Origin of the sequence: Streptomyces sp. CGMCC 4.7035 (assembly GCF_031583065.1) — a bacterium.
Classification (GTDB): domain Bacteria; phylum Actinomycetota; class Actinomycetes; order Streptomycetales; family Streptomycetaceae; genus Streptomyces; species Streptomyces yaanensis.
Genome location: NZ_CP134053.1, coordinates 1,267,091 through 1,293,254 on the forward strand (window position 1 = coordinate 1,267,091; position 26,164 = coordinate 1,293,254).

General features: G+C 69.7%; 26 protein-coding genes. 16 read left to right on the forward strand and 10 right to left on the reverse strand.

Translation table 11 applies throughout. From position 1 onward, the window contains the following. The first annotated feature begins 95 nt into the window (after positions 1–95). The 7 genes from Q2K21_RS05120 (at position 96) to Q2K21_RS05150 (ending at position 4,747) form a co-directional block, all read left to right on the forward strand. Entirely contained in the window at positions 96–311 is a 216-nt protein-coding gene (locus Q2K21_RS05120) for a hypothetical protein (RefSeq protein ID WP_310781404.1), read from the forward strand. 14 nt (positions 312–325) lie between these two features. Continuing rightward, positions 326–913: a pilus assembly protein TadG-related protein gene (locus Q2K21_RS05125; RefSeq protein WP_310780638.1), complete on the forward strand. Its 588-nt coding sequence runs from the start codon at positions 326–328 to the stop codon at positions 911–913. 15 nt (positions 914–928) lie between these two features. Continuing rightward, positions 929–1,519: a hypothetical protein gene (locus Q2K21_RS05130; protein WP_310765857.1), complete on the forward strand. Its 591-nt coding sequence runs from the start codon at positions 929–931 to the stop codon at positions 1,517–1,519. 6 nt (positions 1,520–1,525) lie between these two features. Beyond that, on the forward strand, positions 1,526–2,152 hold the full coding sequence (locus tag Q2K21_RS05135) for an OmpA family protein (protein ID WP_310765859.1): 627 nt from the start codon (positions 1,526–1,528) through the stop codon (positions 2,150–2,152). A 121-nt stretch (positions 2,153–2,273) separates the two neighbouring features. Continuing rightward, on the forward strand, positions 2,274–2,855 hold the full coding sequence (locus Q2K21_RS05140) for a dihydrofolate reductase family protein (protein WP_310765862.1): 582 nt from the start codon (positions 2,274–2,276) through the stop codon (positions 2,853–2,855). A 69-nt stretch (positions 2,856–2,924) separates the two neighbouring features. Beyond that, positions 2,925–3,797, forward strand: coding sequence for an LLM class flavin-dependent oxidoreductase (locus tag Q2K21_RS05145; RefSeq protein WP_310765864.1), 873 nt, complete (start codon positions 2,925–2,927; stop codon positions 3,795–3,797). A gap of 179 nt (positions 3,798–3,976) precedes the next feature. Then, positions 3,977–4,747, forward strand: a complete 771-nt coding sequence (locus tag Q2K21_RS05150) for a class I SAM-dependent methyltransferase (RefSeq protein WP_310765865.1) — start codon at positions 3,977–3,979, stop codon at positions 4,745–4,747. 205 nt (positions 4,748–4,952) lie between these two features. Here the strand turns inward: Q2K21_RS05150 and Q2K21_RS05155 are convergent, their stop codons facing one another. Further along, a complete protein-coding gene (locus Q2K21_RS05155; protein WP_310765867.1) occupies positions 4,953–5,288 on the reverse strand; it encodes a DUF192 domain-containing protein in 336 nt (111 codons plus the stop codon). A gap of 633 nt (positions 5,289–5,921) precedes the next feature. Between Q2K21_RS05155 and Q2K21_RS05160 the strand changes: the two genes are divergently transcribed. The 4 genes from Q2K21_RS05160 to Q2K21_RS05175 all read left to right on the forward strand — a co-directional run bounded on the left by Q2K21_RS05160 (position 5,922) and on the right by Q2K21_RS05175 (position 11,056). Continuing rightward, a complete protein-coding gene (locus Q2K21_RS05160) occupies positions 5,922–6,695 on the forward strand; it encodes an isoprenyl transferase (protein ID WP_310765869.1) in 774 nt (257 codons plus the stop codon). Positions 6,696–7,106: 411 nt separating this feature from the next. Beyond that, on the forward strand, positions 7,107–8,432 hold the full coding sequence (locus Q2K21_RS05165; RefSeq protein WP_310765871.1) for a PhoH family protein: 1,326 nt from the start codon (positions 7,107–7,109) through the stop codon (positions 8,430–8,432). Positions 8,433–8,846: 414 nt separating this feature from the next. Next, positions 8,847–9,524 (forward strand): aggregation-promoting factor C-terminal-like domain-containing protein, encoded by a 678-nt coding sequence (locus Q2K21_RS05170; protein ID WP_310765873.1) that lies wholly within the window; start codon positions 8,847–8,849, stop codon positions 9,522–9,524. Between the two features lie 167 nt (positions 9,525–9,691). Beyond that, positions 9,692–11,056: an AI-2E family transporter gene (locus Q2K21_RS05175; RefSeq protein ID WP_310765875.1), complete on the forward strand. Its 1,365-nt coding sequence runs from the start codon at positions 9,692–9,694 to the stop codon at positions 11,054–11,056. A gap of 21 nt (positions 11,057–11,077) precedes the next feature. Here Q2K21_RS05175 and Q2K21_RS05180 read toward each other — a convergent pair whose 3' ends face one another. Together Q2K21_RS05180 and Q2K21_RS05185 are read right to left on the reverse strand one after the other, a co-directional pair. Continuing rightward, complete coding sequence (locus Q2K21_RS05180) at positions 11,078–11,611, reverse strand: alkyl hydroperoxide reductase (protein ID WP_310765877.1); 534 nt, start codon at positions 11,609–11,611, stop codon at positions 11,078–11,080. Between the two features lie 3 nt (positions 11,612–11,614). Beyond that, positions 11,615–12,166, reverse strand: coding sequence for a peroxiredoxin (locus tag Q2K21_RS05185; protein WP_310765879.1), 552 nt, complete (start codon positions 12,164–12,166; stop codon positions 11,615–11,617). A 158-nt stretch (positions 12,167–12,324) separates the two neighbouring features. Here Q2K21_RS05185 and Q2K21_RS05190 point away from each other — a divergent pair, with 158 nt between their 5' ends. The 4 genes from Q2K21_RS05190 (at position 12,325) to Q2K21_RS05205 (ending at position 15,246) form a co-directional block, all read left to right on the forward strand. Beyond that, on the forward strand, positions 12,325–13,281 hold the full coding sequence (locus Q2K21_RS05190) for a LysR substrate-binding domain-containing protein (RefSeq protein ID WP_310765881.1): 957 nt from the start codon (positions 12,325–12,327) through the stop codon (positions 13,279–13,281). Between the two features lie 183 nt (positions 13,282–13,464). After that, positions 13,465–14,367, forward strand: a complete 903-nt coding sequence (locus tag Q2K21_RS05195) for a MarR family transcriptional regulator (protein WP_310765883.1) — start codon at positions 13,465–13,467, stop codon at positions 14,365–14,367. A gap of 59 nt (positions 14,368–14,426) precedes the next feature. Beyond that, entirely contained in the window at positions 14,427–14,813 is a 387-nt protein-coding gene (locus Q2K21_RS05200) for a roadblock/LC7 domain-containing protein (protein WP_310765885.1), read from the forward strand. A 4-nt stretch (positions 14,814–14,817) separates the two neighbouring features. Beyond that, positions 14,818–15,246 (forward strand): hypothetical protein, encoded by a 429-nt coding sequence (locus Q2K21_RS05205; protein WP_310765887.1) that lies wholly within the window; start codon positions 14,818–14,820, stop codon positions 15,244–15,246. Positions 15,247–15,300: 54 nt separating this feature from the next. Here Q2K21_RS05205 and Q2K21_RS05210 read toward each other — a convergent pair whose 3' ends face one another. From Q2K21_RS05210 to Q2K21_RS05230, 5 genes are all read right to left on the reverse strand, one after another. Further along, the gene (locus Q2K21_RS05210) at positions 15,301–17,640 is read right to left on the reverse strand and encodes an FtsX-like permease family protein (protein WP_310765889.1); all 2,340 of its coding nucleotides are present in this window, start codon (positions 17,638–17,640) and stop codon (positions 15,301–15,303) included. Beyond that, positions 17,637–18,329, reverse strand: coding sequence for an ABC transporter ATP-binding protein (locus Q2K21_RS05215; protein WP_310765891.1), 693 nt, complete (start codon positions 18,327–18,329; stop codon positions 17,637–17,639). The genes Q2K21_RS05210 and Q2K21_RS05215 overlap by 4 nt, the downstream gene beginning before the upstream one ends. After that, positions 18,326–18,850: a PadR family transcriptional regulator gene (locus Q2K21_RS05220; RefSeq protein ID WP_310765893.1), complete on the reverse strand. Its 525-nt coding sequence runs from the start codon at positions 18,848–18,850 to the stop codon at positions 18,326–18,328. Before Q2K21_RS05220 ends, Q2K21_RS05215 begins: the two co-directional genes overlap by 4 nt. Positions 18,851–18,988: 138 nt before the next feature. Then, a complete protein-coding gene (locus tag Q2K21_RS05225; RefSeq protein ID WP_310765895.1) occupies positions 18,989–19,240 on the reverse strand; it encodes a type II toxin-antitoxin system antitoxin in 252 nt (83 codons plus the stop codon). Further along, positions 19,237–20,172 (reverse strand): SPFH domain-containing protein, encoded by a 936-nt coding sequence (locus Q2K21_RS05230; RefSeq protein WP_310765897.1) that lies wholly within the window; start codon positions 20,170–20,172, stop codon positions 19,237–19,239. The genes Q2K21_RS05225 and Q2K21_RS05230 overlap by 4 nt, the downstream gene beginning before the upstream one ends. 238 nt (positions 20,173–20,410) lie before the next feature. Here Q2K21_RS05230 and Q2K21_RS05235 point away from each other — a divergent pair, with 238 nt between their 5' ends. Then, positions 20,411–22,798 (forward strand): transglycosylase domain-containing protein, encoded by a 2,388-nt coding sequence (locus tag Q2K21_RS05235; protein WP_310765899.1) that lies wholly within the window; start codon positions 20,411–20,413, stop codon positions 22,796–22,798. 228 nt (positions 22,799–23,026) lie between these two features. Here Q2K21_RS05235 and Q2K21_RS05240 read toward each other — a convergent pair whose 3' ends face one another. Both Q2K21_RS05240 and fomD read right to left on the reverse strand, forming a co-directional pair. After that, positions 23,027–25,135 carry a SpoIIE family protein phosphatase gene (locus Q2K21_RS05240; RefSeq protein WP_310765901.1) on the reverse strand — a complete coding sequence of 703 codons (2,109 nt, stop codon included), beginning with the start codon at positions 25,133–25,135 and terminating at the stop codon, positions 23,027–23,029. Positions 25,136–25,409: 274 nt separating this feature from the next. Beyond that, positions 25,410–26,102: a cytidylyl-2-hydroxypropylphosphonate hydrolase gene (fomD, locus tag Q2K21_RS05245; RefSeq protein ID WP_310765903.1), complete on the reverse strand. Its 693-nt coding sequence runs from the start codon at positions 26,100–26,102 to the stop codon at positions 25,410–25,412. Positions 26,103–26,164: the final 62 nt, after the last annotated feature.

The window sequence follows — 26,164 nt, forward strand, 5'->3', positions numbered from 1 at the left end:
GGGAAGTTGGGTCCCTGGGCCCACTCCGAGTAAGGGTTCTTTCACGTACCGTGCATGGGTTGGGAGTAGCCCCATCGGCTGGGAGGGCGAGGGCCGTGGTGACCAAGGCGAGGCGCAGGATCGACGGGTGGCGGCGGATTGTGGTGGCCCGGATGCGGGGGGCCGAGCGGGATGCCGGGGCTGGGTTTGTGGAGTACGCCGGCTTGATGATCATCATCGCGGGCATCTTCACGATGATCGACGGCCTCGGCCTCGACGGCGCGATCTCGGGGGCGATCATGAACGCCGTGACCAACGTCATCGGCGGCTGACCGCCCCGCGCAGGCTGGACGACCGTGGACAGACGCTCCCCATCTACATCTGGCTGACGGGAATCCTGCTGTTCGCCGCAGTCGCATTCTTCGTCTTCGCTCAGGCAGCGTCCGCCCGCAATGGAGCCCAATCCGCGGCGGACGCTGCGGCGTTGGCCGCCGCGCAGGACTCCCGCGACGAGCTAATGACCGATCTGCAAGACGCCGTCGGCCACGAAGACGACTGGCTGGACTGGTTGGACGGGAAGCCGCCGGCAAATGCGGGAGCAGATGCCGCCGCACGGCGGTTGGCCGGAGAGAACGACGCGACCGTTCTGGGCGTCCAACAGGTCATGAGGAACGGCTATCCCGGATTCCAGGTCGACGTCCAGACGAACTACACGGTCGGGAAGTCCATCATCCCGGGCACAGAGTCGAAGCACGCCAAGGCCCAGGCCATCGCGGTCATTGAACCCCGCTGCACCTTCGCCCAGGACGCCGACCCGAAGAAGCTCGTGCAGCTGGATTGCGACGGCCAAGTCGTCGACATCGACCCCGAAGATTTCCATTCGGACGACCTTCCTGACGCGTCCGTGCTGTTCTCTGTGCATCTGGCCGAATGAAAGGAAGCCGTACCGATGGACTTTCGGCACACCATGAAGGGCCGCAGGGCGCTGAGCGCGGTCGCGATCACGACTGGGCTGCTCCTCACGGTGGCCGGCTGCGGCGGAGGAGACGACGAAAAATCCGACAAGGGAACTCAGGCTCCTTCCACCCCCGCCCAGCACAGCAGCGCCGACCAGAAGGAATCGCAGGCACCTCAGTCGGACACGGTGCTGGCCGAGGTCAAAGGGGAGAACGGGCTGGCACTGACCGTCACCGCCGCCAAACGTGACGGTGGGGGCTTCGTGACCGTCGAAGGCACGGTCACGAACAACACGGGGATGCTGTGGGTTGCGGCGAACTGGCGAGGTGACGAAAAGGAGTTGGTCAGAAACGGTGGCTCCATCGCCGGCGCCAGTCTGATCGACCAGAAGGGCAAGAAGAGGTATCTGATCCTCCGGGACACCGCGGGCCGCTGCCTCTGCACACAGTTCACCGGAGGCGTCAAGCAAGGCGCCACCGCCCAATGGTTCGCCCAGTTCCCCGCCCCACCCGAAGGCACCACGAAGGTCGACTTCCAGGTCGGCGGCATGCCCCCCGCCTCCATCGAGCTCTCCGAGGGGTGACCGACCATGCGCCTCACCCCCCGAACCACCACCGCCCTCACCATCCTCACCGCCCTCACCTTCACCGGCGGCCCCCCAGCCACCGCCGACGACACCCCCAGCACCCCCCCAGGCACCATCACCACCTCCCCACCCCCCTCCGTCGACCCCACCAGCCCGGGCCTGAAGCTTGCCGATGGGGCGAGACTCGCGCCTGCCAAGGTGCTGGACATCAAGTCCGTCGTCGAGGATCTCGGCGGTGAGGAGCGCCGCGAGGACACCAACGAGAACGTCACGTTCGCGCTCCAGGCCGAGGTGCTGTTCGCCAAGGACAGCTCCAAGCTGAATCCGGAGGCGCGCTCCCGGATCAACGCGATCGCGGACGAGATCAAGAAGCAGAACGCCACGAACATCCGCGTCTTCGGCTTCACGGACAACCTGGGCTCGTACGCGCACGGCCTGACCCTCTCCAAGAAGCGCGCGGAGGCGGTCCACGACCAGCTGGCCGCGCGCCTCGGCGGGAACGGGAACGTCACCTTCGAGGTCCGCGGCTACAGCGAGGACTACCCGATCGCCGACAACTCCACGGAGGAGGGCCGTCGCAAGAACCGCCGGGTGGAGGTGTCGTTCCCGAGGGGGGAGCCGGGCGCGTAGACGGCCCGCGTACCTGGTGTGGATGCCCTTCCCCGTGATCGGCGTGGCAACGAGGCCCGGTGCGACCTAGCGTGAGTACCGTGAGCGCCGGTGGGTGGGACGGACGTCGGCGAGGTGTGCGATGAGGAAGATCGTCCTGATGATGTCGGTGTCCCTCGACGGTTTCATCGAGGGACCGAACCGCGAGATCGACTGGCACCGGGTCGACGACGAACTGCACCAGCACTTCAACGACGTCCTGGCCGAGATGGGCGCCTTCCTCAGCGGGCGCGTGACCTACCAGCTCATGGCCGGTTTCTGGCCCACCGCCGACGCCGATCCGAACCGCACGGGACCCGTGGTCGAGTTCGCGCGTATCTGGCGGAACATGCCGAAGGTCGTGTTCTCGCGGACCATGCAGCACGCCGCCTGGCACACCACCATCGTCCGGGACGTCATCGCCGACGACATCCTCGCGCTCAAGGCGCAGGACGGCGGCGACCTCGCGCTCGGCGGTGCGGACCTGGCCGCCGAGTTCCTGCGGCAGGGCCTCGTGGACGAGTTCCGCGTCTACGTCCATCCGGTCCTCATCGGCCGCGGCAAGCCGCTCTTTCCCGAAGCCGAGGCCGAGGCGCTCCCCGACCTCCGGCTGATCGACTCCCACCGGTTCGGCAACGGTGTCGTGCTCCTGCACTACGAGCGCGCGGGGGCAAGTGGCCAGTAGGCGTGTGGCCAGTAGGCATGCGCGGGTAAACCTGTTGTCCGGTCCCCGGCCGCCGGGTAGGAAGATCGCATGACTGGACTCGGTGCTGTGTTCCGCCCCCAACTGCCCCCCGAGCGGCTGCGCGCGATCGTACGGCTCGCGGACGAGTCGGGCCTCGAAGAGCTGTGGCTGTGGGAGGACTGCTTCCTGGAGGGAGGGATCTCGGCCGCGTCCGCCGCCCTCGCCTGGACCGAGCGGCTGCGCGTCGGAGTGGGGCTGCTGCCCGTGCCGCTCAGGAACGTCGCCGTCACCGCCATGGAGGCCGCCACACTGCACCGGCTGTTCCCCGGGCGGGCGATCCTCGGTGTCGGGCACGGCGTGCAGGACTGGATGGGGCAGGTCGGCGCGCGCGTCGAGTCGCCCGTGACCCTGCTGCGCGAACACCTCCTTGCCCTGCGGGCGCTGCTCGGCGGCGAGCGTGTCACCACGGACGGGCGGTATGTGCGGCTCGACGGAGTCGCGCTGGACTGGCCGCCGGCCACCGCCGTGCCCGTTCTCGCCGGGGCCACCGGTCCCCGATCGCTGCGGCTGTCCGGCGAGGCGGCCGACGGGACGATCCTCACCGCAGGCACCGCGCCCGAAGGCGTACGAAACGCGCGCCGGCTCATCGACGAGGGACGGGAGTCGGCCGGCCGGACCGACCCCCACCACGTCGTCGTCTATCTCCTCACCGCCACCGGCCCGGACGGGGCCGCCCGTCTGAAGGCCGAGCTCGACGCGGAGGGCCTCGGCTCCGTCCCGGACCTCGGTGTCGCCGGTGACGCGGACGCGGTCGCGAAGGCCGTCCAGCGGCTGGCGGAGGCGGGGGCCGACACCGTGATCCTCCAGCCCACGGGCGACGAACCGGACCCCGAGGGCTTTGTGCGGTTCGCGGCCGAGGAGGTCCGCCCGCTGGTTCCTTGACGTCCTCACCTGCGCTCTCCGGGCCGCTGAGGCAAGGATGCCCTTCACCTCCATCCCGAAGGACGGGAGAAGGACGGGAGACGTCAGGAGACCTGAGCGACCTGTCGGAGCCCGCCCCCCGCCCGCCCGGCCGGTAATTCGGTCGCCTCTTCCGCCGCCCCGCTGACAGGATTCCCGGCATGGCCATGACCCGTACGTTCGAGGACCTCGTCGCCGAGGGCGCCGCCGTCTCCGTCGACGGCTGGGACTTCTCCTGGTTCGAGGGCCGGGCCACCGAGGAGCGGCCGTCGTGGGGATACGCGCGGGCGATGGGGGAGCGGCTCGCGCACGTGTCCGCCGCGCTCGACATCCAGACCGGCGGCGGGGAGGTTCTCGCCTCCGCGCCGACGCTGCCCCCGCTCATGGCCGCGACCGAGGGCTGGCCGCCGAACGTCGCCAGGGCCACGGCTCTGCTCCATCCGCGGGGTGCCGTGGTCGTGGCCTCCCCGGAGGAGGCGCCGCTGCCGTTCGCGGACGGGGCGTTCGACCTCGTCACCAGTCGGCATCCGGTCCGTACGTACTGGGAGGAGATCGCCCGGGTGCTGCGCCCCGGGGGCACGTACTTCTCCCAGCAGGTCGGACCCGCGAGCGCCTTCGAGCTGGTCGAGCACTTCCTGGGTCGGCAGCCGGAGGCGGTACGGAACACGCGGGACCCCGAGCGGGCCCGGGCGGCCGCCGAAGCGGCGGGCCTGGAGGTCGTCGACCTCCGGGAGGCGCGGCTGCGCATGGAGTTCCACGACATCGGCGCCGTCGTCCACTTCCTGCGCAAGGTGATCTGGATGGTCCCGGGTTTCACCGTGGAGCAGTACGGGCCCCAGCTCCGGTCGCTGCACGAGCGGATCGAGGCCGAGGGCCCCTTCGTCGCCCACAGCACCCGCTTCCTGATCGAGGCCCGCACCCCGCGTACCTGACCCACGCGCGCGGTACGGGTGTCCGGTGTCCATATGCCGGGACGGACGCGCGGGGTTTCCACATCGTTATCGATCGTGGCTCGCCTCGGGCGCTGAGCTTCACGTAAGTTCAGACCAATGTAATTCGCGTGAGCAAAGCTGCGCGGGCGGCACCGTGCAGTGGAGGGGGCTGCGCGGTGCCGCGCACATCGTGCCGACGGTGCCGTCAGTCCTCCCGTACGACGACATGTGCCCCGCGCCGAATCCCCCATCGCTCCATTGCACCCGCCTCCGCCTCCAGGACGTGGCGCGCGCGGGGGCGAGGCAGGCCGATCCGCCCGGGTCGCATCGTCCGTACCGCCATCACCCGCAACTTTCGGTCCAGGTAGGCGACGTCGATCGCGAACCGCATCCCCAGGGTGTGCACCGCGCTCGCCGGGCTCAGCAGCAGCGCCCCCTCGATCCCGTCACGCCCGAGCAGCCCGCGCCGCCGGGCGTGGGCCGACCGGGCGACCTCCAGCGGTACCGGGCCGGGCGTGCCCGCCGTCGTGAATGTGACCATGGCTGCGAAGTTAGCGACGGCGTCAAGTCGACGTTCCTGCCGCGCATCACCCGCCGGGAGTACGCGGGGACATGTCGCCGAATGCCCCATAAGTCCGCGCAAACCCCTTGGATCCCTCAGGATTCGGCCGGATCCCCCTTGAATCCATCGTGATTCGGCCACGATCACGCCCTGAATGAGTGCTTCCGGGACCATCGCCGCGTCGCCGGACGAATTCGGAGAGTAGTTGTGGTGCGCCGATGCGCGCGTCGGCACTTACGAAGGGTTATGGTGGAAACCCCCCCTCGGGCCGGTCCGTCTCCCCCCCACGGACCGGCCCGTTTTCTTTCCCCCCACGCGCGCCGCCCGCGACCCGCCCGACCCGTCCGCCGATCCGCCCACCGAGCCGCGCCCCTCGATGCGCTCCGAGCGCGCCCCCGGCGCCCCTCTCCCAGGCAGCCGATTCCCCGCGGGCCGGACCGAAACGCAGGCGATCGAGGCCCCCGTTCACGGGTACGCGTCCGGGGCCGGCCAAGGGCACCCTGGGCGGAGCCCTTGGCCCTCCAGGGGTAGGCTTCGCCTCCGGGGACCGCCATCTGACGGGATCGCGCACGCCCGCACCTGTCTGATTCGCACGGAGGGGCTGACAATCACGTGAACCTGCGCGACAAGCTGCGCGGCCTGCTGGTCAGGTTGTACGCACGCCGGGTGGAAGGCCACCTGGACCACGCTCAGGTGCCCAAGCACATCGGCGTCATCATGGACGGCAACCGGCGCTGGGCGAAGGCGGCGGGCTCGACCACCGCGCAGGGCCACCGGGCGGGTGCCGACAAGATCGAGGAGTTCCTCGGCTGGTGCGCCGAGACGGACGTCGAGGTGGTCACGCTCTGGCTGCTGTCGACGGACAACTTCGACCGGCCGAAGGAGGAGTTGGTCCCGCTCCTCGGGATCATCGAGGACGTCGTCCGCTCCCTCGCCGCCGACGGCCGTTGGCGCGTGCACCACGTGGGCGCGCGTGACCTGCTGCCCTCGCAGATGCAGACCGTCCTCAAGGAGGCCGAAGAGGTCACCGCGCACCGCGACGGAATACTCGTCAACGTCGCCATCGGCTACGGCGGGCGTCAGGAGATCGCCGACGCCGTCCGCTCGATGATCATCGACGCCCATGACAAGGGCACCTCGATGGAGGACCTCGCCGAGTCCGTCGACGTCGACATGATCGGCCGCCACCTCTACACCAGCGACCAGCCCGACCCCGACCTGGTGATCCGTACGAGCGGCGAACAGCGCCTGTCCGGTTTCATGCTGTGGCAGACCGCCCATTCGGAGTACTACTTCTGCGAGGTCTTCTGGCCGGCCTTCCGCAAGGTCGACTTCCTGCGTGCCCTGCGCGACTACGCGGCACGCCACCGCCGTTACGGCGGCTGAACACTTCTCGCCGCGACGGCGGAACACACCGCACCGCACCGCACCACGCAGGGCCGGCCGGTCGGCGGGACGGACATCACCCATTCGGGGGCGCACGCAACGGCGCATGTAACGCGGAGTTCATCGGGGCGCCGTCATATGCCGTGGCATGGCAGCGCATGTTCGAGGGCATAAGCCAAGCAGGTCGACACCCGAACCACGGGTGTCGTATCTCAGCGGACGGCTCGGGGCCGTCCGCCCGGGAGGCCCTTTGCACCAGTCCGACCGTGCGGTCTCGGCACGGAAGAAGCAGCGGAGGGCCGGTTTTCGGCCCGTGCATCGTGGCCGTCGACCGGCCGGGTTTCTCCCGCCCGCCCTCCCGGCTCTCCACTCCGTCGCTCCCCGACCTCATCCGAGGGGGTACGTCCTTCCGTGGTGACCAGCACAAAGCGCCACAAGCCCGACCGGCGCACCTATGTTCTCGACACCAGCGTCCTGCTGGCCGACCCGAACGCCCTGACCCGCTTCGACGAGCACGAGGTCGTGCTCCCCATCGTCGTGGTCACGGAGTTGGAGGCCAAGCGACACCATCCCGAACTCGGCTACTTCGCCCGGCAGGCCCTGCGCCTGCTCGACGACTACCGGGTGCGGAACGGCCGTCTCGACGCCCCCATCCCGATCGGGGACCTCGGCGGGACCATCCGGGTCGAGCTCAACCACTCGGACCCCAGCGTGCTGCCCACCGGCTACCGCCTGGGGGACAACGACTCCCGCATCCTCGCGGTCGCCCGCAACCTCCAGGCGGAGGGGTACGACGTCACCGTCGTGTCGAAGGACCTCCCGCTCAGGATCAAGGCGTCCTCCGTCGGTCTCCTCGCCGAGGAGTACCGCGCCGAGCTGGCCATCACGGACTCCTCCGGCTGGACCGGAATGTCCGAACTGACCCTGTCCGGCGAGCAGGTGGACATCCTCTTCGAAGAGGGGCACGTATACGTCCCCGAGGCCGCCGAGCTGCCCGTGCACACCGGTCTGACGATCCAGTCGGAGCGGGGCAAGGCGCTGGGGCGCGTCACCGCGGAGGGCAACGTCCGTCTCGTGCGCGGGGACCGGGAGGCGTTCGGCATCAAGGGCCGCAGCGCGGAGCAGCGCATCGCCCTCGACCTGCTGCTCGACCCGGACGTCGGGATCGTGTCGATGGGCGGCCGGGCCGGCACGGGCAAGTCGGCGCTGGCACTGTGCGCGGGTCTTGAGGCGGTGCTGGAGCGCAGGCAGCACCAGAAGGTGATGGTCTTCCGGCCGCTGTACGCGGTCGGCGGGCAGGAGCTCGGCTATCTCCCCGGTACCGAGGCCGAGAAGATGAGCCCCTGGGCGCAGGCGGTCTTCGACACGCTGTCCGCGGTCACCAGCCGCGAGGTCATCGAAGAGGTCACCGCCCGCGGGATGCTGGAGGTCCTCCCGCTCACCCACATCCGCGGCCGCTCGCTGCACGACGCCTTCGTGATCGTGGACGAGGCCCAGTCGCTCGAACGGAACGTACTGTTGACCGTTCTGTCCCGAATCGGCGCCAATTCGCGGGTGGTCCTCACCCATGACGTGGCCCAGCGGGACAACCTCAGGGTCGGCCGGTACGACGGAGTCGTCGCCGTTGTGGAGAAGCTGAAGGGGCATCCGCTCTTCGCGCATGTCACGCTCACCCGGTCCGAGAGGTCCCAGATCGCCGCGCTTGTGACCGAAATGCTCGAAGACGGGCAGATCTGATCCAAGTGTTCGACTCGCGGTAGCTACTCGTCAGTTGGCGCCGTCCGGCAAAGCCCCAGAGCCTAGCCGGGCGGCGCCTTCGCGTGCGGGGGTTTCCGAGAAATTCCTGGGCCGAACGGGGTGTGAGCTTTCACACGTAACCCGGAATTGCCACTCGGCGTTGGGTTACGGCAGAGTCTCATTCCTGTCAGGCCCCGCATACGGCACACCTGTACCCCCAGCGGTACGGAACCACAGAAGCATCAGAACTCCATATGGCCGTCGTATGCCGCCCGAGCACCACGCGGCGCTCCCCTCGAGGGAGTTGCCCACCGGGCCCGCGCCTCCCGTGACCCCGCAGTTGGGAGGCCAGCGTCAGGGGCACGATTGCGTCCGCCAGGGTCACCGAAGCGGGCGATGCTGGAAGGAAACCGTGTGAGCCGGATTTCGGTCCGGGGATTCGCAGTGGCCTCGGCCACGGCGGTCACCGCTGTCGGCGCCGTCACTGGTGTTGCCTCGGGCAGCACCGGGTCGCCCTCGAACGACGCCGAGGCGACGGCAGCCGACCTGACGCTCCTTGCGGACATACCCGCGGGACAGCAGGCGCAGGTGCAGACCGCGTCCCTGACGCAGCAGGCCGACGCGCAGGCCATCCAGGCGGACGCGAGCGCCAAGAAGGACGCCGAGGCGGCGGCCCGCAAGGCGGCTGCCGACACCGCTGTCGCCAAGAAGGAAGCTGCCGAGAAGGCTGCGAAGGAGCGCGCGGAGGCGAAGGCCGCGGCCAGCCGCAGCAAGTCCATCTTCCTCCAGCAGAGCTCGTACACCGTCGCGCAGGTCCAGGCGATCGCCCGTCAGATCGTGCCGGCCGACCAGTTCCAGTGCTTCAGCACCATCGTGAACCACGAGTCCACCTGGAACTACCGGGCGACCAACCCGTCGTCGGGTGCGTACGGCCTCGTGCAGGCCCTGCCTGCCAGCAAGATGGCCTCCGCCGGCGCCGACTGGCAGACCAACCCGGCCACCCAGATCAAGTGGGGCCTCAACTACATGAACGTCCGGTACGGCAGCCCGTGCGGCGCTTGGTCGTACTGGCAGGTCCACCACTCCTACTGAGCCGCGAGTCCGTCCACCGGCGGCCACTCAACCTCGCGCAGCCCCTCACCGTCTATGGGTGAGGGGCTACGGCCGTTCACGGCCGTGAGCCCTGTACGGTCGGTTCCGACGACTCCTGGGGGGGAGTGGTGGCGAGGACCCGGGGACACGGGGGAAGAGGACGGATCATGTCGCAACTGCCAGGGTGGCTCGCTCGACTCGGCGCCGGACTGACCCAGGTGGGCGATCGGTTGGACGAACGCCGTGCCGAGGTCGAGAAGGAGCACGCCGACCCCGAGCCGCCCCCGGCGCCCGACCACGTCCCGCCACCACCGGCGTACACACCCGCCGCACAGCCGCGCCCCCATCCCGTCGAGGCGGTGCCGTGGGGCGTCCGGGTCGCGGCCGAGGCGGGCTGGCGGGTGCTCGTCCTCGCGGGCACGCTCTGGGTGCTGATGCGGGTCATCAGCGCCGTCCAGCTGGTGGTGCTGGCGTTCGTCTGCGCGCTGCTCATCACGGCGCTGCTTCAGCCGACCGTGGCGCGGCTGAGGCGCTACGGAGTGCCGCGGGGGCCGGCGACCGCGCTGACCGCGATCCTCGGCTTCGTCATCATGGGTCTGATCGGCTGGTTCGTGACCTGGCAGGTCATGGAGAACATCGACTCGCTCTCCAACCAGATCCAGGACGGCATCGACGAGTTGCGCAAGTGGCTGCTGAACAGCCCCTTCCATGTCACCGACAAGCAGATCAACGAGATCGCGAAGAACCTGCGGGAAGCGATCGGTGCGAACACCGACCAGATCACCTCGGCGGGCCTGGAGGGTGTGACGGTCATAGTGGAGGCGCTGACCGGCATCCTCCTGACGATGTTCTCCACCCTCTTCCTGCTCTACGACGGGCGGCGCATCTGGGAGTGGACGCTGAAGCTGGTGCCGGCGGCGGCGCGGCCCGGGGTGGCCGGTGCGGGTCCCCGGGCATGGAGCACACTGACGGCCTACGTGCGCGGCACGGTGATAGTGGCCCTGATCGACGCGATCTTCATCGGCCTGGGGATCTACTTCCTGGACGTCCCCATGGCCGTGCCGCTCGCCGTCTTCATCTTCCTGTTCTCCTTCATCCCGCTGGTGGGCGCGGTGGCGTCGGGCGCGCTGGCGGTGGTCGTGGCACTGGTGACGCAAGGCGTCTTCACCGCCATCATGACGCTGGTCGTGGTCCTCGCCGTGCAGCAGATCGAGGGCCACATCCTTCAGCCGTTCATCCTGGGCCGCGCGGTCCGGGTGCACCCGCTGGCGGTGGTGCTGTCGGTGACGGCCGGGGGGCTCGTCGCGGGGATCGGCGGCGCGGTGGTGGCGGTGCCGCTGGTGGCGGTGACGAACACGGTGGTGAGCTACCTGAAGTCGTACTCCAACGAGCAGACCTTCCGCGGCACCGGTCAGCAGAACCCAGCCCGTCCGGCGATTGAGGACGAGGCCGTTCAGGCCGAAGGGGGGTCTGGGGGCGCAGCCCCCAGGGACGGCGACGACAACGCGGAGGGCCTCGCCCACCAGAGGTGAGCGAGGCCCTCGACGGCCCACTTACTCGGAGAGCACCGCTTCCGCGTCCAGGGTCACACCCACCGCCTGGATCACCGACGCGATCTTGAAGGCCTCCTGGACGACCTCACGGTCCACCCCGGCCTTCCGCAGCACCTGCTCGTGCGAGTCCAGGCACATCCCGCAGCCGTTGATCGCCGACACCGCGAACGACCACAGCTCGAAGTCGACCTTGTCGACCCCGGGGTTGCCGATGACGTTCATCCGCAGACCCGCGCGCAGGGTGCCGTACTCGTGGTCCGAGAGCAGATGGCGCGTGCGGTAGAAGACGTTGTTCATCGCCATGACGGCGGCCGCGGACTTCGCCGCGGTGTACGCCTCCGGCGTGAGGTTCGCCTTCGCCTCAGGCGCCAGCTCACGCAGCACGATCGCCGAGCGCGACGCGATCGCCGTGGCCAGCACCGTGCCCCACAGCTGCTGCGCCGGGAGGTCGGAGTTGCCGATGACCGAGCCCAGGTTGAGCTTCAGGTCCTTGGCGTAGTCCGGCAGGGCGGACTTGAGGGAGTCGAGGGACATCGCTCACTCACCGGCCAGCAGCTTGACCGGGTCGAGGGTCTCGTCGCCCTTGGTCCAGTTGCAGGGGCAGAGCTCGTCGGTCTGCAGGGCGTCCAGGACCCGCAGGACCTCCTTCGGGTTACGGCCGACGGAACCCGCGGTCACCATCGAGAACTGGATCTCGTTGTTCTGGTCGACGACGAAGACGGCACGCTTGGCGAAGCCCTCCTCGTCCTCGATGCCCAGGTCGCGCATCAGCTCGTGCTTGGAGTCGGCCATCATCGGGAACGGCAGGTCGCGCAGGTCGTCGTGGTCCTTGCGCCAGGCGTGGTGCACGAACTCCGAGTCACCGGAGAAGCCGAGGATCTGGGCGTCACGGTCGGCGAACTCGTCGTTCAGCTTGCCGAAGGCCGCGATCTCGGTCGGGCAGACGAAGGTGAAGTCCTTGGGCCACGCGAAGATCACTTTCCAACCCTCGTAGGTCTTGTGGTTGATCTTCGCGAACTCCTTGCCCTTCTCCAGCGAGACACAGGCCGTCAGTTCGAACTCGGGGAACTTGTCACCGACAGTGAGCACGCGCTCTCCTTGCAGCACAGAAGCACCTTGCATGCAAGGTGTTTCTCATGGGTTGGACAATCAGGATCCTGGCACAGGGTGCATTGATTCGGGAAATAGCTACACTCGGTCGAGTTGATCGGTGACGACTATCAGTGACTACCAGTAAGGGGAATGTCATGGCTGGGGCCAAGTCCAACGGGCGCCGGCAGCCCAGTCTCGCCCAGCTGCGTGCCTTCGCGGCCGTCGCCGAGCACCTCCACTTCCGGGACGCCGCCGCCGCGATCGGCATGAGTCAGCCCGCGCTGTCGGGCGCCGTCTCCGCCCTGGAGGAGGTCCTCGGCGTCACCCTGCTGGAGCGCACCACCCGCAAGGTGCTCCTCTCGCCCGCCGGTGAGCGCCTCGCCGTACGGGCCAAGGCGGTGCTGGAGGAGGTCGGCGCGCTCATGGAGGAGGCGGAGGCCGTCCGGGCCCCCTTCACCGGAGTCCTGCGGCTCGGGGTGATCCCGACCGTCGCGCCGTACCTCCTGCCCACGGTCCTCAGGCTCGTCCACGACCGCTATCCGCACCTGGACCTCCAGGTCCACGAGGAGCAGACCGCCAACCTGCTCGACGGACTGACCAGCGGCCGTCTCGACCTCCTTCTGCTCGCCGTCCCCCTCGGTGTGGCCGGCGTCGTCGAACTTCCCCTCTTCGACGAGGACTTCGTGCTCGTCACCCCGCTCGACCACGGGCTCGGAGGGCGCGAGGGCATCCCCCGCGAGGCCCTGCGCGAGCTGAACCTGCTGCTCCTGGACGAAGGGCACTGCCTGCGCGACCAGGCCCTCGACATCTGCCGGGAAGCGGGTCGCAAGGACGCGCCGGTGACGACCACCGCCGCGGGACTGTCCACCCTCGTCCAGCTCGTCGCCGGCGGTCTCGGTGTCACCCTGCTGCCGCGCACCGCCCTCAAGGTGGAGACCACCCGCAGCAACCAGCTCCTCACCGGCTGCTTCGCCGACCCGGCCCCGACCCGCCGCGTCGCACTCGCCATGCGCGCGGGTGCGGCGCGGGGCGCCGAGTACGAGGAGCTGGCCGAGGCGCTCCGCGAAGCGCTCCGGCCCTTGCCCGTACGGGTGTTGGGGCCCGACGTCTGAGAAAGTCCGGGCATCAGCGCACACATACTCGGTCACTCAGGTGTCCGATGACGTCCCGGGAACGGCGAGAAATCTCAACTTCCGTCAGGTAGTGCGAATTTCGCTGGAATTTGCGCCGACGCTGATACACCTACTCCCTCAGCGTGACGCGTCAGGCATGTGTGCGACATTCCAAGGGGAGTTGTGGCGGGCATACGGGTTTCCCTTGGGCGGGCCGGATACGACCTGCTGTCGCAGGCGGTGACGCGGTACGCGCGTGAAAAGGGCGACGGCGGGCTGCGGGTGTCAGGCCGGCCCGGGGGAGTCGTCCATCTGCGCGACGGTCTCGTGGTCGCCGTCGCGAGCCCCGGCGCCCCGGGCCCGGGAACGCTGCTCATGCGTTCCGGTCGGTCCGGCGCCGGGGTGGCCGGAATGCGGGTCGTCCGGGTGATGGCGATGCAGGACGCGGCCTTCGCGATCGTCGCCGGGCACGTGGACGGCTGCGAGCCGCTCGACGACCCCGTCGACCCGCCCGACGCGCTCGCCGTCGGCGAGGTGCCGGCGCGGCTGCTGCACCAGGTGGCGCGCAAGCTGGCCGCGCTCGACGTCCTGTCGCATCCGGTACGACCGGACCGCGAGCGTCCGCTGCCCGCCATCGAGGTCGACCTCACTCAACTGGGCGAGGTGCAACGTGACTTGCTCATCCATGCCGACGGTCGACGCACCGCCCGGGACATCGCCTTCCGTACCGGGCGCGCGGTCTACACGGTCACGGTGGAGATGGCCCGTCTGTTGGGCGCGGGATACCTGGAGTGCGTCGAGTCGGTCGCGCCGCCGGTGCGGATACCGGTCCGTATGCCGCCGGAAGGACTGCGCCCCCGGACGCCCCCGGCGGCGGAGCCGGCGGTGGCCCGAGCAGCGGGTGCGGGCGCCCCGGCCACCTCATCGCCGCCCCCGCCCCCGCCCCCGCCTCCACCCCCGGGCCCGGGCCCCGCCCTCCCCCGGCGCCGCCCCGGCGCCAGCGGCATCACCGAAACGCTCGCCTCCGACAAGAACGGGGCGAGTTGGAAAGGGTTCTTCCGGCTGCGGAGCGGAACCGCGAAATGACAAGGACGGACACATGCGAATCACATACGACTGCGATCAGTCATAGGGGAGTTGAGTACATGGATCACAAAGCGCTGGCACTCGAAATGCGCGGCCTGCGCGAGCAGGTGACCGGAATTACCGACACGGCGGTCGCGGCGGCCGACGGACTGCTCATCGCGGCCGACACGGCGAGCGGTATCGACCCCGAGGGGCTCGCCGCGCTCGCCGCGGCCGGCCTCGGTCTCGCCCGGCGCACCACCGAGGCCACCGCCCGCGGTGCGCTGCGCGGCACGGTCGCGTACGGCAGCCACGGCTGCGCCGCGTTCTACGCCGTCGGCGACACCGCCCTGATGGTCGTGCTCGGCGACGAGGGAATGGACGTGGACCGCCTGCACCGGGCGACCCGGCCGACCCTCGACCGCATCGGGTCGATCCTCACCGAGAAGGCAGCCGAGGGAGTGTGAAGGGATGGCGACGAAGCGTATGACTCCGGGTTTCTCCGATCAGGTGATGGGCCTGGTCAAGTCCCTCCGTACCGATGCCCCCGACTGCGTCGCCTCAGGCGTGGTCGACATGTCGACGGGGATGCTGCTGTCGTACGAGACCGTGGACAACCACCCGCCCGAGGTCCTCGACCTGCTCGCGGGAGCGACCCTCGACCTGTTCCAGGGCCGCACGGTCGTGATGATCGAGGACGTGTTCAAGGAGCGCCGGGGGAGCACCAGTGACAACCACCTTTTCCAGGAGATCCTCGTCAACAGCGAGAACCTCACCCATCTGTTCGTGCGCATGAACGAGCAGCAGGACGTCGTCGCCGTGGTCGTCTGCCGCAAGTCGGTGAACGTCGGCATGCTCTTCGCCCAGGTCCGCCGGGTGGTGAAGGAGTACAGCCTGTGAACGCGCGCGGGCCCCTCCCCGTCAGGGGGAGGGGCCCGCGAGAGCGGTCGTAGGCTACTCCGTGCGCAGTCCGTCCGGCCGCATCAGCCTGAGCAGGGGCGGCAGGCTGAGCAGGGTCACCACCAGCACGACCGCGGCACCGATGCCGGTCATGCTCAGCACGCTCCACCAGTCGACGGTCACCGCCAGGTTGGTCATCTTCAGCAGCACCGCGCCCAGTGTCAGACCGATAGTCGAGGCCAGGGCGAGGCCGAGCGCGATGGGGATCGCCGTCTGCCACAGCACCGACAGGGTCAGCGTGCGGCGCCGGGTGCCGAAGGCCACCAGGGCGGACAGCAGCTTCTGGCGCTCTCGCAGCTGCTCCAGCTGGGAGACGAGCAGGCTCGCACCGATGAGGACCAGCACGCAGGTGGCGCCGACGAAGAGTCCGGTGCGGATGGACCGGAACTGCGGGGACTGATCACTGGCCGCCAACGTGAAATCGTACGACAGCGGGTCGACCCGGGCGGCGGTGTTGCGCGCATGCTCGCGGGCGTCCGTGACCGACGGGTCGAGGCTGACGAAAACCTTGTGCTCGAGGCCCGCTTTCGCGGCCGCGGGCAGTGCGCCCGAGGTGATGAGGAGTCCGTCCCGGGCGTTACCGATGGGGTCCTCGCGGGGCCCCGCGGTCTTCAGTCCGGCGGGCACCTTCCAGGCCGCCCCGGGAGGCTGGTTGCCGTCGTACGCCGGGGCGAAGTACAGCGTGCGGCCGGCCTGGGCGATCTTCTTGGTTTCGTCGTCGTACGAACCGCCGACGATGCGGTAGATCTCGCCGTTCCGGCAGGACTTCAGTGTCGCCACCTCGCGCAGTTCCGCGCAGCTGCCGACGGCCACCGCCAGACTGTCTTCCGGATTCTTCGCCCGGTCCCCGACAGTGGTGGTCGAGACGACCGCCGCACTGCGAACGCCCTTGGTCTGTGTGAACTGCCGGCCAAGCTCCTTCAGGGGCATGTCACCATGCAGTTCGACGAGCATCTGGGCCCGGCCGACGTCGTTCCCCGTGTCCTTGGTGTATTCGCTCTCGATCCCCGCGAACAGCATTTGCAGGGCGATCGCTCCTGCCACCGCGACGGCGATGCCGTTGACCAGACGGGCCGCCGCGCCGCTGCTCACCTGCAACCTGCGGATGGCCAATTGCCAGGAGACCGAGCCGGAGTTCATCCGGGCCACCACGGCCTCGACGATCCACGGCAGCAGGGCGGTGACGCCGACGAGCACCAGCACCGTGCCGCCGATCACCATCCACTTGCTGAAGTCGCCGTTGTGGTTGCCCTGTCCGATCATCGGGTACAGCAGCCCCAGGCCGGCCACCGGCAGCAGCAGCCGCCACCACAGCCGACGCCGCGGGGGCTTGACCGTGCGGACCACGCCGAGCGGTTCGATGACGACTCCGCGCAGTGCGAGCAGCGTCACGAGGACGGCCGCGGCCGGCACGGCGACGGCGACGAGCAGGGCGAGGGCGGGCGACGGATTGAGGTCGCCGGGCCACACGCTGACGTCGCGCACTTCGAGCATGCCCGCCAGCTGACGACCCACCAGGAAGAAGCCGGTGCCGAAGACCAGCCCCAGCAGCGACCCGGCGAGCGCCTCGCCCGCCGCGATCCGCCGGGTCATCCGCCCGTCCGCGCCGACCAGGCGCAGCGCCGCGAGCCGGCGGTCCCGGCGCTCGCCGCCGAAGCGCACGGCAGCCGCGATGAACACGCCGACCGGCATCAGCAGCACGATGAAGACGATGAAGACGAGCAGGAGCAGGACCGGGTCCAGTTTGTCGTCCTGGTTCTGCTGGGAGGGCCCGAAGTAGTTGATGCGCTCGGCCACGCCTCCGGACAGCCGCTTCTCGAGACCGTCGGCGCCGGCGTAGTAGGCGAGTTCGGTGGGGCCGACCAGCCCGGACCGACCGATGGTGCCGGTGATGCGGTAAGGCAGGCGCTCGCGCAGCAGCTTGCCGGAATCCGACTTCAGCAGCTTGTCCAGCGCGGGCGAGACGACCATGTCACCCGGCTCGGGGAACTTCGCGACTCCCGGGGGCAGCGGCGCCTTCGCGCCCTCAGGCTCCAGCAGCCGGCCGCGTACCTCCCGATTGCGGTACGTCGAGTCTCTGCGCCCGATGATGAGCGTGTCGGCGGCGGCCTTTTTCGGCGCGGTCTCCCCGGAGTACGTGAAGTCGTCGCGGGCCGCTCCGCGATCGTCCCGTGCTTGGAGCGCGCTCGGCAGCGCGGTGGTGAGCAGCAGCAGCGCCACCCCGAGCCCGACCCCGACGGCCGTCAACAGGACCCGGACCAAGCCCTCGCGGCCGCCGGTGACGGCGAACTTGGTGCCCATGCCCAGGTCCCTGGTCCACTGGCGCGCGTTCATATGGCGCGCTCCATGTCGCGGGACTTGCCGTCGCGTACGACGATCTCGCGGTCGGAGTACGCGGCCACCCGGGCTTCGTGGGTGACGAGTACGACGGCGGCGTTGGTGGAGCGGGCGGCCTCGGTGAGCAGTTCCATCACGCGTTCGCCGTTGAGGGAGTCGAGGGCGCCGGTGGGTTCGTCCGCGAACAGTACGCGGGGGTTGGTGACGAGGGCGCGGGCGACGGCGACGCGCTGTCCCTGGCCGCCGGAGACCTCGCCGGGCCGCTTCTTCCCGAGGTTGTCGACCTCCAGCCGCTGCATCCACGACAGTGCGGTCCGCTCGGCCTCCTTGCGCGGGGTGCCATTCAGCCGCAGCGGCAGAGCGACGTTCTCGACGCAGGTCAGTTCGGGTACGAGCTGGCCGAACTGGAAGACGAACCCGAACTCGGAGCGCCTGAGCGCGCTGCGCTGAGTGTCGTTCATGGTCGCCATCTCGCGGCCGTTGTACATGATCGAGCCCGAGTCGGGCGTCACGATCCCGGCGAGGCAGTGCAGCAGGGTCGACTTGCCGGAGCCGGAGGGCCCCATCACGGCGACGACCTCGCCCGGGTGGATGGAGAACTCGGCGCCGTCGAGCGCGGTGGTCGGCCCGTACACCTTGCGCAACTCGCTGGCGGCGAGCAAGGAACCGGCAGGAGGGTTGGTCATCGGGCTACTACCTCGGAGAGCTTGTCGAGGCGCGCGGCGGTCAGCTCCAGCCAGCGCAGATCGGCCTCGAGATGGAAGAGGGCGTGGTCGCAGATCAGCTGGTCGGCCAGGTCACCCTTGCGCTTGCGGTCGGTAAGGATCCGCATCATGCGCAGGTGCTCGGACCGCTGCGTGTCGAGGATTTCGGCCGCGTTGCGGTGCGTGAGAAGCGCGAGGACGACCTTGGTGTAGAGGGTCGACTGGAGATACGGCTCGGGCTTCTCCGGGGTCGCGAGCCACCGCTGTACGTCGGTGATCCCGGCCTCGGTGATGGCGTACCGCTTCCGCTCGGGCCCGTCGCCCGCCTCGACCGCGTCGACTTCGACGAGCCCGTTCTTCAGCAGCCGCGACATCGTCGAGTAGACCTGGCCGTAGTGCAGCGGCCGGTCATGACCGAACTTCTCGTCGAAGGCCCGCTTCAGGTCGTAACCGTGACGGGGGCCGGACTCCAGGAGTCCCAGGAGGGTGTGACCGATGGACATGGGAGCACTGTACACAGGGCGTATACGCAGCACGTATACATGGTGTGTATAACCCTTGATGGAGGGCGTGTTTCCGCAGGTGAGAGCCGTTTGTCACGGTTCTGCTATACGGATTCGCTGCTGTGGGTCGGGTGCGGCCTAGGCCTCGGGCTCGGGCTTGCCGGAACCCGGCGGCCGCCCCCGGCGGGGAATCGGCTTGGTCCCGCCGGGCAGGCGGCCGGCCTCCGCCAGCGCCCGCCGCAACAGGAACTCGATCTGCGCGTTGGCCGAACGCAGCTCGTCCCCGGCCCACCGTGCGAGCGCCTCGTACACCAACGGGTCGAGCCGCAGCAGCACCTGCTTGCGCTGCTGCGGCCGCCTCCTCGGCGTCTCCTCCGGAGGAATCGTCACTGGTACAGGGACCCCGTGTTCAGTACCGGCTGCGGCGCCCGGTCCCCGCACAGCACCACCATCAGGTTCGACACCATCGCCGCCTTCCGTTCCTCGTCCAGCTCCACGATGTCCCTCTCGGCGATCCGGGCGAGCGCCGCCTCGACCATCCCTACCGCGCCGTCCACGATCTGCCGCCGCGCGGCGACCACCGCGCCGGCCTGCTGCCGCTGGAGCATCGCCGAGGCGATCTCCGGGGCGTACGCGAGGTGCGTGAAACGCGACTCGATGATCTGTACCCCGGCTGCCTCCACGCGCGCGTGCAGCTCGGCGGCGAGCTTCTCGGTGATTTCCTCGGCGTTGCCGCGCAGCGAGAGCCCGCCCTCGTCGTGGGCGTCGTACGGGTACTCGATGGCGATGTGCCGCACGGCCGCCTCGGTCTGCGTGGCGACGAACTCCAGGAAGTCGTCCACCTCGAAGGTGGCCTGCGCGGTGTCCTCGACCTTCCAGACCACCACCGCGGCCAGTTCGATCGGGTTGCCGTACGCGTCGTTGACCTTGAGGACAGGGGTCTCGTGGTTGCGGACCCGGGTCGAGATCTTGGTGCGCGAGGTGAAGGGGTTCACCCAGCGCAGCCCGTCCTGCCGGATCGTGCCGCGATAGCGCCCGAAGAGCTGGACGACCCGGGCCTCGCCCGGTGCCACCGTGTTCAGGCCGCACATCGCGGTGAACGCCGAGACGCCGATCAGGACGCCGGCGACGATCAGCGCGGCCTTGGTCCCGGACGCGGTGACCGTCGCGCCGCCGGCGATCAGGCAGACGCCCAGCGCCAGCCCGGCCAGCCCGAGCAGCAGCGCGAGCCCGCCGCCGATGCTGTGCGCCGGGAACTCCCGTACACGCGCGCTCGGCATCCGAGGTATGTCGGCGGCGGCGGAAGTGTCATGTGTCGACATGGGTGATACCCCCCGTTTCATGCCATAGCTTCGGTCTATCCAAGTGATATCACATTACCCATCTTGACAACCATCCAAGCCTCTCGATCGTCGGTTCCGATGGGGTGGGTGCTGATTGTCACGTCCGCAGAAGGCGGGATCGGCGGCCCTTTGTCATACCGCGCGGTGTTAGCTTTCTGAGCTGACCTGTGCCACGAACCTGTGCGACCCACGAGAAGGAAGCGGAGCGGATCGACCCATGGGACGAGCGGAAGAGAGACGAGCGCGGCAGCGCGGTGGCCGCCGCGCGGCGCCCAAGCGCTCGTCCGGAGCGGCCGGATCCGCACCGGCCGGCTCGGCGTCAGTCGGCTCCGCGCCGGTCGGCGGCCGCGCCGCGGCGCGCGGCAGGGCCGCCAAGGGCGGTAAGAAGGGCAAGAGCGAGAAGAGCTGGATACGCAGGCTCTTCACCTGGAAGAAGATCGTCGGCACGCTGTTCGGCATGGTGCTGCTGGTCATGGGCGCGTTCGTCGTGCTGTACGTGATGACCCCCATCCCGAGCGCGAACGCCGACGCCCAGGTACAGAGCAACATCTACAAGTACAGCGACGGCTCGATCCTCGCCCGCAGCGGCAGGCTCAACCGTGAGAACGTCGACCTCGCCGAGGTCCCCGAGGGCGTCCGGCGCACCTTCGTCGCCGCCGAGAACAAGACGTTCTACGACGACAACGGCATCGATCTGAGGGGCACGGCCCGAGGCATCCTCAACACCCTTTCCGGCAAGGGCGCGCAGGGCGGTTCGACGATCACCCAGCAGTACGTCAAGAACTACTACCTGACCCAGAACCAGACCGTCACGCGCAAGCTGAAGGAACTGGTCATCTCGCTGAAGCTGGACCGCAAGAAGTCCAAGGACTACATCCTCGCGGGCTACATCAACACCAGCTACTACGGTCGTGGCGCCTACGGCATCCAGGCCGCGGCGCAGGCGTACTACCGCAAGGACGCCAAGGACCTCACGGTCCCGGAGGGCGCCTACCTGGCCGCGCTGCTCCAGGCGCCGAACCAGTACGACTGGGCGATCGCCACCGACACCGGCAGGAAGCTGGTGCAGAACCGCTGGAACTACGTCCTGGACAACATGGTCGGGATGAAATGGCTGGACGCGAGCAAGCGCCAGGCCATGACGTTCCCGAAGCCGAAGGCGCCCAAGGCGGCCCCCGGCATGCAGGGACAGACCGGCTACCTGATCGACGCGGCCAACAAGGCGCTGTACAAGCAGCTCGTCGCCCAGGGCACCGCCTCCTCGATCGGTGACGCCGAGGCGCTGGTGACGAAGGGCGGCTGGACCATCACGGTCAACATCGACAAGAAGAAGCAGGCCCAGCTGGAGCAGGCCGTCAAGGACCAGCTGACCAGCAAGCTGAACGCCAAGAAGCGCTCGGTCGACGGTGACGTCCAGGCAGGTGCCGCATCCGTCGACCCGAAGACGGGCCGGGTGCTCGCCCTGTACGGCGGCGTGGACTACTTCAAGCACTACATCAACAACGCGACACGCCGTGACTACCAGCCCGCCTCCACCTTTAAGCCGCTGATCCTCGCGGCCGCCATGGACCAGGAGGCCAAGACGCAGGACGGCCGGGCGATCGACGCCAACACGATCTACAGCGGCAAGAACCGCCGCCCGGTCGAGGGCAGCTCGATCGGATTCGCCCCGCCCAACGAGGACGAGGTCAGCTACGGCGACATCACCGTCCAGACGGCGATGAACAAGTCCGTCAACTCGGTCTTCGCGCAGATGGGCGTCGACGTCGGCATGGAGAACGTGCTGAAGGTCGCGAAGTCCCTCGGCATGGACACCGAGGGCCTGCAGGCCGTGCCCGCCCAGACCCTCGGCACCATGGGCGCCAGCCCGCTGGAGATGGCCGGTGTCTACGCGACCCTCGACAACCACGGCAAGAAGGTCACCCCGGCGATCCTCAAGTCGGCCGAGCACAAGGACCATCCGGTCACCCTGCCGAACCCGATCGGCGCCCAGGTCATCACCAAGGAGGCCGCCGACACGGTGACCTCGGTCCTGACCGGCGTGGTCGACGACGGTACGGCCAAGCAGTCGGTGGCGAACAACCCCGACCGCGACGGCCAGCAGGTCGCCGGCAAGACGGGTACGTCCGACGGCAACAAGTCGGCCTGGTTCACCGGCTACACGCCGAACCTGGTCACCTCGGTCGGCCTGTTCGGCGAGGGCGCGAAGCCGCCGCACAAGCAGGTCACCCTGACGGGTGCCACCGGTCTCATCCGGTCCCCCGGCCGCATCAACGGTGGCGGCTACCCGGCGCAGATCTGGGCCGCGTACACCTTCGGCGTGATGGGCAAGGTCACCAAGTTCGATCTGGACACCACGCAGGGCGCGGCGGTCAAGCCGAGCGTGTCGGCGACAGTCTCGCAGTCGGCGTCCAGCTCGCCGTCCTCGACTCCGAGCAACGAGGCGACGACGTCCCCGCCGCCGAAGACGACCACGCCTCCGGCATCGCCGTCGATCACGCCTCCGCCGACGACGTCCGCGCCCGTGACGACAGCTCCGGTTTCGCCTCCGGCGTCGCCGTCGAACACACCGAAGAACCCGCTCAATCCGAACGACCAGCAGTAGCGCGAGGGCGCCCGGTGGACCGACACCGGGCGCCCTCCGACGTCCGTGCCGCCGATGATGACCGCCTCGGACATCGCCGTCGACGAAGACCACGCCTCCGGCCTCGCCGTCGACGAAGAACCCGCTCAGTCCGCGCGACCCAGCCGCAACAGCAGCAGGGCGCCCGGTGGATCGACCACCGGGCGCCCTTCGCTTTGTTGGCGGTACGGTTCCGGGCCGAGCCGGGCCTCAGCCCCGGTTCAGCTCGAACCAGACCACCTTCCCCGTGCTCAGCCGGGTCGCGCCCCAGCGCCGGGCGAGCCGGTTGACCAGGTACAGTCCCCGGCCGCCCTCGTCCGTGTGCCGCGCCTGCCGCAGGCGCGGCAGCTGGGGCACGTCGTCGCCCACCTCACAGCGCAGCACGTCGGTGCGCAGCAGCCGCAGCGTGACCGGCCGTGAGGCATAGCGCACGGCGTTCGTCACGACCTCACTGACCAGCAGCTCCACCGAGTCCGTCAGCTCTTCCATACCCCAGCGGGCGAGCGCCCGCCGGGCCAGTCGCCGAGCCCGGCTCGGAGCCGCGTCCTCCGGCTCCAGGAACCAGTACGCGACATCGCTCGGCGCGATCCCGTCGAAGCGGGCGGCGAGCAGCGCGATGTCGTCGTCGCGGTCGCCGGGACCGAGCATGTCGAGCACCTCGTCGCACAGCGCCTCCAGCGGCGGCGGATGGTCGGCGCCGGTGAGCTGGGCCGTCGCGGCGAGCTTCTCCCGCAGCTGCTCTATGCCGGTCCACACGTCCCGCAGCCGGGACTCGACGAGACCGTCGGTGTAGAGCAGGAGCGTGGCCCCGGCGGGCGCGTCCAGTTCGACCGCCTCGAAGTCCACTCCGCCCACACCGATGGGAGCGCCCGCCGGCACCCGCAGCACCTCGGCCCGGCCGCCCAGGTGCAGCAGGACCGGCGGCGGATGGCCGGCGTTGGCGATGGTGATCCGGTGCGAGACCGGGTCGTACACCGCGTACAGGCAGGTCGCCATGCGGTCGGTGCCGAGCCGCTGGGCCTGCTCGTCGAGGTGGTGCAGCACCTCCTGCGGCGGCAGGTCGAGCCCGGCGAGCGTCTGGGCCGTCGTACGCAACTGCCCCATGATCGCCGCGGACGTCATGGAGTGCCCCATGACGTCACCCACGACCAGCGCCACCCGGCTGCCCGGCAGCGGAATGGCGTCGTACCAGTCGCCGCCGACGCGCGCGGTCTCGGCGGCCGGCAGATAGCGGGACGCCAGCCGCACACCCGTCGGGTTCGGCAGGGTCTCGGGCAGCATCGTCCGCTGCAACTCGTCGGCGATGTACGCCTCACGGCCGTACAGCACCGCCTTGTCGATGCCGAGCGCGCTGTGCGTGGCGAGCTGGGCGGCGACCAGCAGGTCGTCCGCCTCGAACGCCATGCGCTCGGGGCGGCGCAGGAACAGCGCGGCGCCGATGACCCGGCGGCGGCCGCGCAGCGGCGCGAGGATCGCGCGCTGGCCCGTGGGCACCGCGAGATCGTCGCCGAGCAGCTCGGGCAGCGCGGCGCGGGCGGCGGGCGCGTCCGCGAACACGGGACGCACCCCGCGCAGCACCTCGGCGAGCGCACCGCCGGGCCGCACCTCGCACAGCTCGTTGCTCAGCGCCGCGAAGCCCGAGTTCTCCGGCACCGGCACCGGCAGGATCCCGTCCTCCAGGTCCCGCTCCTGCGGTATCCGATCGGTGCGCCGCAGCCGCAGCACCAGGGGCCCGGTGGGCCGCTCATCGCCCACCGGCAGCGGATCGCGCAGATAGACGAGGATCGCGTCCGAGAAGGTCGGCACGGTGGCCCGGCACAGCCCCATGACGATCTCGTCGAGGTCTATGCCACGGGCGATCCGCCGGGTCGCGGCGCCCACGAACCGCAGCCGGTCCCCGTCGCGCCGCATGGGCATGGGTCCGTGCGGCAGCGTCTGGCCGGTGCGCCGGTCCTTGCCGCCGGGCAGGGCGGCGGGACGGTCCTGATCGGTGCCCTGCTGGGCCGGAATGCCCTCGGGAGCCGGGCGCGGCCGATGCGCGTCCGGCTCGTCGGCGGCCGGCTGGGAGTGCTCGGAGCCGCCGTTCGCGGGCAGCGGGGTGGGCGTGCCGCCCTGGCTGCCGGACGGTCCGTGCTGGGCGGAGGGCGCAGGCGCGGCGGGCGCGTCGCCCGGCCGGGTCTGAGAAGGTAACGCCGCGGCCGGCGGGGCGGACAGCGGGTCCGGGGTACGCAGGAGCGCCCCGCGGGGGTCCGCGGGGCCGACGCCCGCCTGGGGGCGCTCGTGGGAGGTCGGGTGCTCCGTCACGCCTGTCGAATCCATCCGTCCGGGGCTGCGCGCCGTGCGTGCAGTTCGTCCCGCAGAAAACTCGATACCCGGAATACGTGCCCCAGGAACGGAATTCCCGCGTGGTCAGTCCATGATCCACCGGCCGGCCGTCCGGGTGCCGTCCCGGTGTGGCCCTCGTACCCCTCGCTCACGCCCTGCCGCCCCTCGGTGACGTTTGGTCAAGCTCAGCACACACTGCGGGAGTTGCTGCTTCATGCCCTTGCGGAGGACGATCCTACGGTTGTACCGCGGGGGCGCAACAAGGGTCTCATGAGGTCACGTACGCAGGCGTACGGTCCCAGTCCTCCGGCAGAGGCGGCACCGACCAGGACGGATCAGGGCGCCAGTGCTGCCAGCCGTCCGAGAACGGCGGGCCCCAGGCGCGGATCACCTCCACAGCCGAGCGCCCCGCCTCCCGTACCCGGTCGGCGAGCCGGTCGTCCATCAGGCCGTCCCGCTGGGCCTGCGCGAACTCGTCCTCGTCGCGCCAGCCCCAACTGCGGTCGGGGTAGACGCAGATGTCCAGGAAGTGGTCTTCGGAGTCGACCCCGCCGGCCCAGCGGGCCAGCGGCGCCTCCAGGTTGACGTACCAGTTCTTGAACCGCCAGCCCGATTCCCAGAACAACCACACCGACCAGGGCTCGCCCGGTCGCGCCAGCTTGAGCACGCCGGTGCCGAACCAGCGGTCGAGCTGCACGGTCCGCGGCTTGGTGTACCGGGACCGCAGCGGCTCGGCGTGCAGCGGAGTGCCGTCGACGAGCACGGGTTTGACGCACCGGGTGCCCGGCGCCATCCACACGGCGAGCAGGTCGGAGTCGTCGCGCACGACGGTCACGGGACGTGCGATGTGGAAGCGCTCCCCGGCGTTCTCCCGGTACCGCCAGAGGATCTGCTCCCCCGGTGCCCAGTGCGCCGTCGACCCGCCCGCTTCCACTCGTCTCACCGCTCCACCGTCTGCCATGGACAGATATTAGGTGCCCCAGGCATACGACGCTGCGGCGGGCGTCACGGTTCGCGTCCCGT

Bases quoted from the DNA above. Each gene is read 5' to 3' on its own strand.
- Q2K21_RS05180 (WP_310765877.1), bottom strand. From the start codon at position 11,611: ATGTCCCTCGACTCCCTCAAGTCCGCCCTGCCGGACTACGCCAAGGAC.
- Q2K21_RS05145 (WP_310765864.1), top strand. From the start codon at position 2,925: ATGACTGGACTCGGTGCTGTGTTCCGCCCCCAACTGCCCCCCGAGCGG.
- Q2K21_RS05240 (WP_310765901.1), bottom strand. From the start codon at position 25,135: ATGGATTCGACAGGCGTGACGGAGCACCCGACCTCCCACGAGCGCCCC.
- Q2K21_RS05150 (WP_310765865.1), top strand. From the start codon at position 3,977: ATGGCCATGACCCGTACGTTCGAGGACCTCGTCGCCGAGGGCGCCGCC.
- Q2K21_RS05140 (WP_310765862.1), top strand. From the start codon at position 2,274: ATGAGGAAGATCGTCCTGATGATGTCGGTGTCCCTCGACGGTTTCATC.
- Q2K21_RS05155 (WP_310765867.1), bottom strand. From the start codon at position 5,288: ATGGTCACATTCACGACGGCGGGCACGCCCGGCCCGGTACCGCTGGAG.
- Q2K21_RS05130 (WP_310765857.1), top strand. From the start codon at position 929: ATGGACTTTCGGCACACCATGAAGGGCCGCAGGGCGCTGAGCGCGGTC.
- Q2K21_RS05200 (WP_310765885.1), top strand. From the start codon at position 14,427: ATGGATCACAAAGCGCTGGCACTCGAAATGCGCGGCCTGCGCGAGCAG.
- Q2K21_RS05210 (WP_310765889.1), bottom strand. From the start codon at position 17,640: ATGAACGCGCGCCAGTGGACCAGGGACCTGGGCATGGGCACCAAGTTC.
- Q2K21_RS05135 (WP_310765859.1), top strand. From the start codon at position 1,526: ATGCGCCTCACCCCCCGAACCACCACCGCCCTCACCATCCTCACCGCC.
- Q2K21_RS05175 (WP_310765875.1), top strand. From the start codon at position 9,692: ATGTCGCAACTGCCAGGGTGGCTCGCTCGACTCGGCGCCGGACTGACC.
- Q2K21_RS05205 (WP_310765887.1), top strand. From the start codon at position 14,818: ATGGCGACGAAGCGTATGACTCCGGGTTTCTCCGATCAGGTGATGGGC.
- Q2K21_RS05190 (WP_310765881.1), top strand. From the start codon at position 12,325: ATGGCTGGGGCCAAGTCCAACGGGCGCCGGCAGCCCAGTCTCGCCCAG.
- Q2K21_RS05220 (WP_310765893.1), bottom strand. From the start codon at position 18,850: ATGTCCATCGGTCACACCCTCCTGGGACTCCTGGAGTCCGGCCCCCGT.
- fomD (WP_310765903.1), bottom strand. From the start codon at position 26,102: ATGGCAGACGGTGGAGCGGTGAGACGAGTGGAAGCGGGCGGGTCGACG.
- Q2K21_RS05215 (WP_310765891.1), bottom strand. From the start codon at position 18,329: ATGACCAACCCTCCTGCCGGTTCCTTGCTCGCCGCCAGCGAGTTGCGC.
- Q2K21_RS05230 (WP_310765897.1), bottom strand. From the start codon at position 20,172: ATGTCGACACATGACACTTCCGCCGCCGCCGACATACCTCGGATGCCG.
- Q2K21_RS05235 (WP_310765899.1), top strand. From the start codon at position 20,411: ATGGGACGAGCGGAAGAGAGACGAGCGCGGCAGCGCGGTGGCCGCCGC.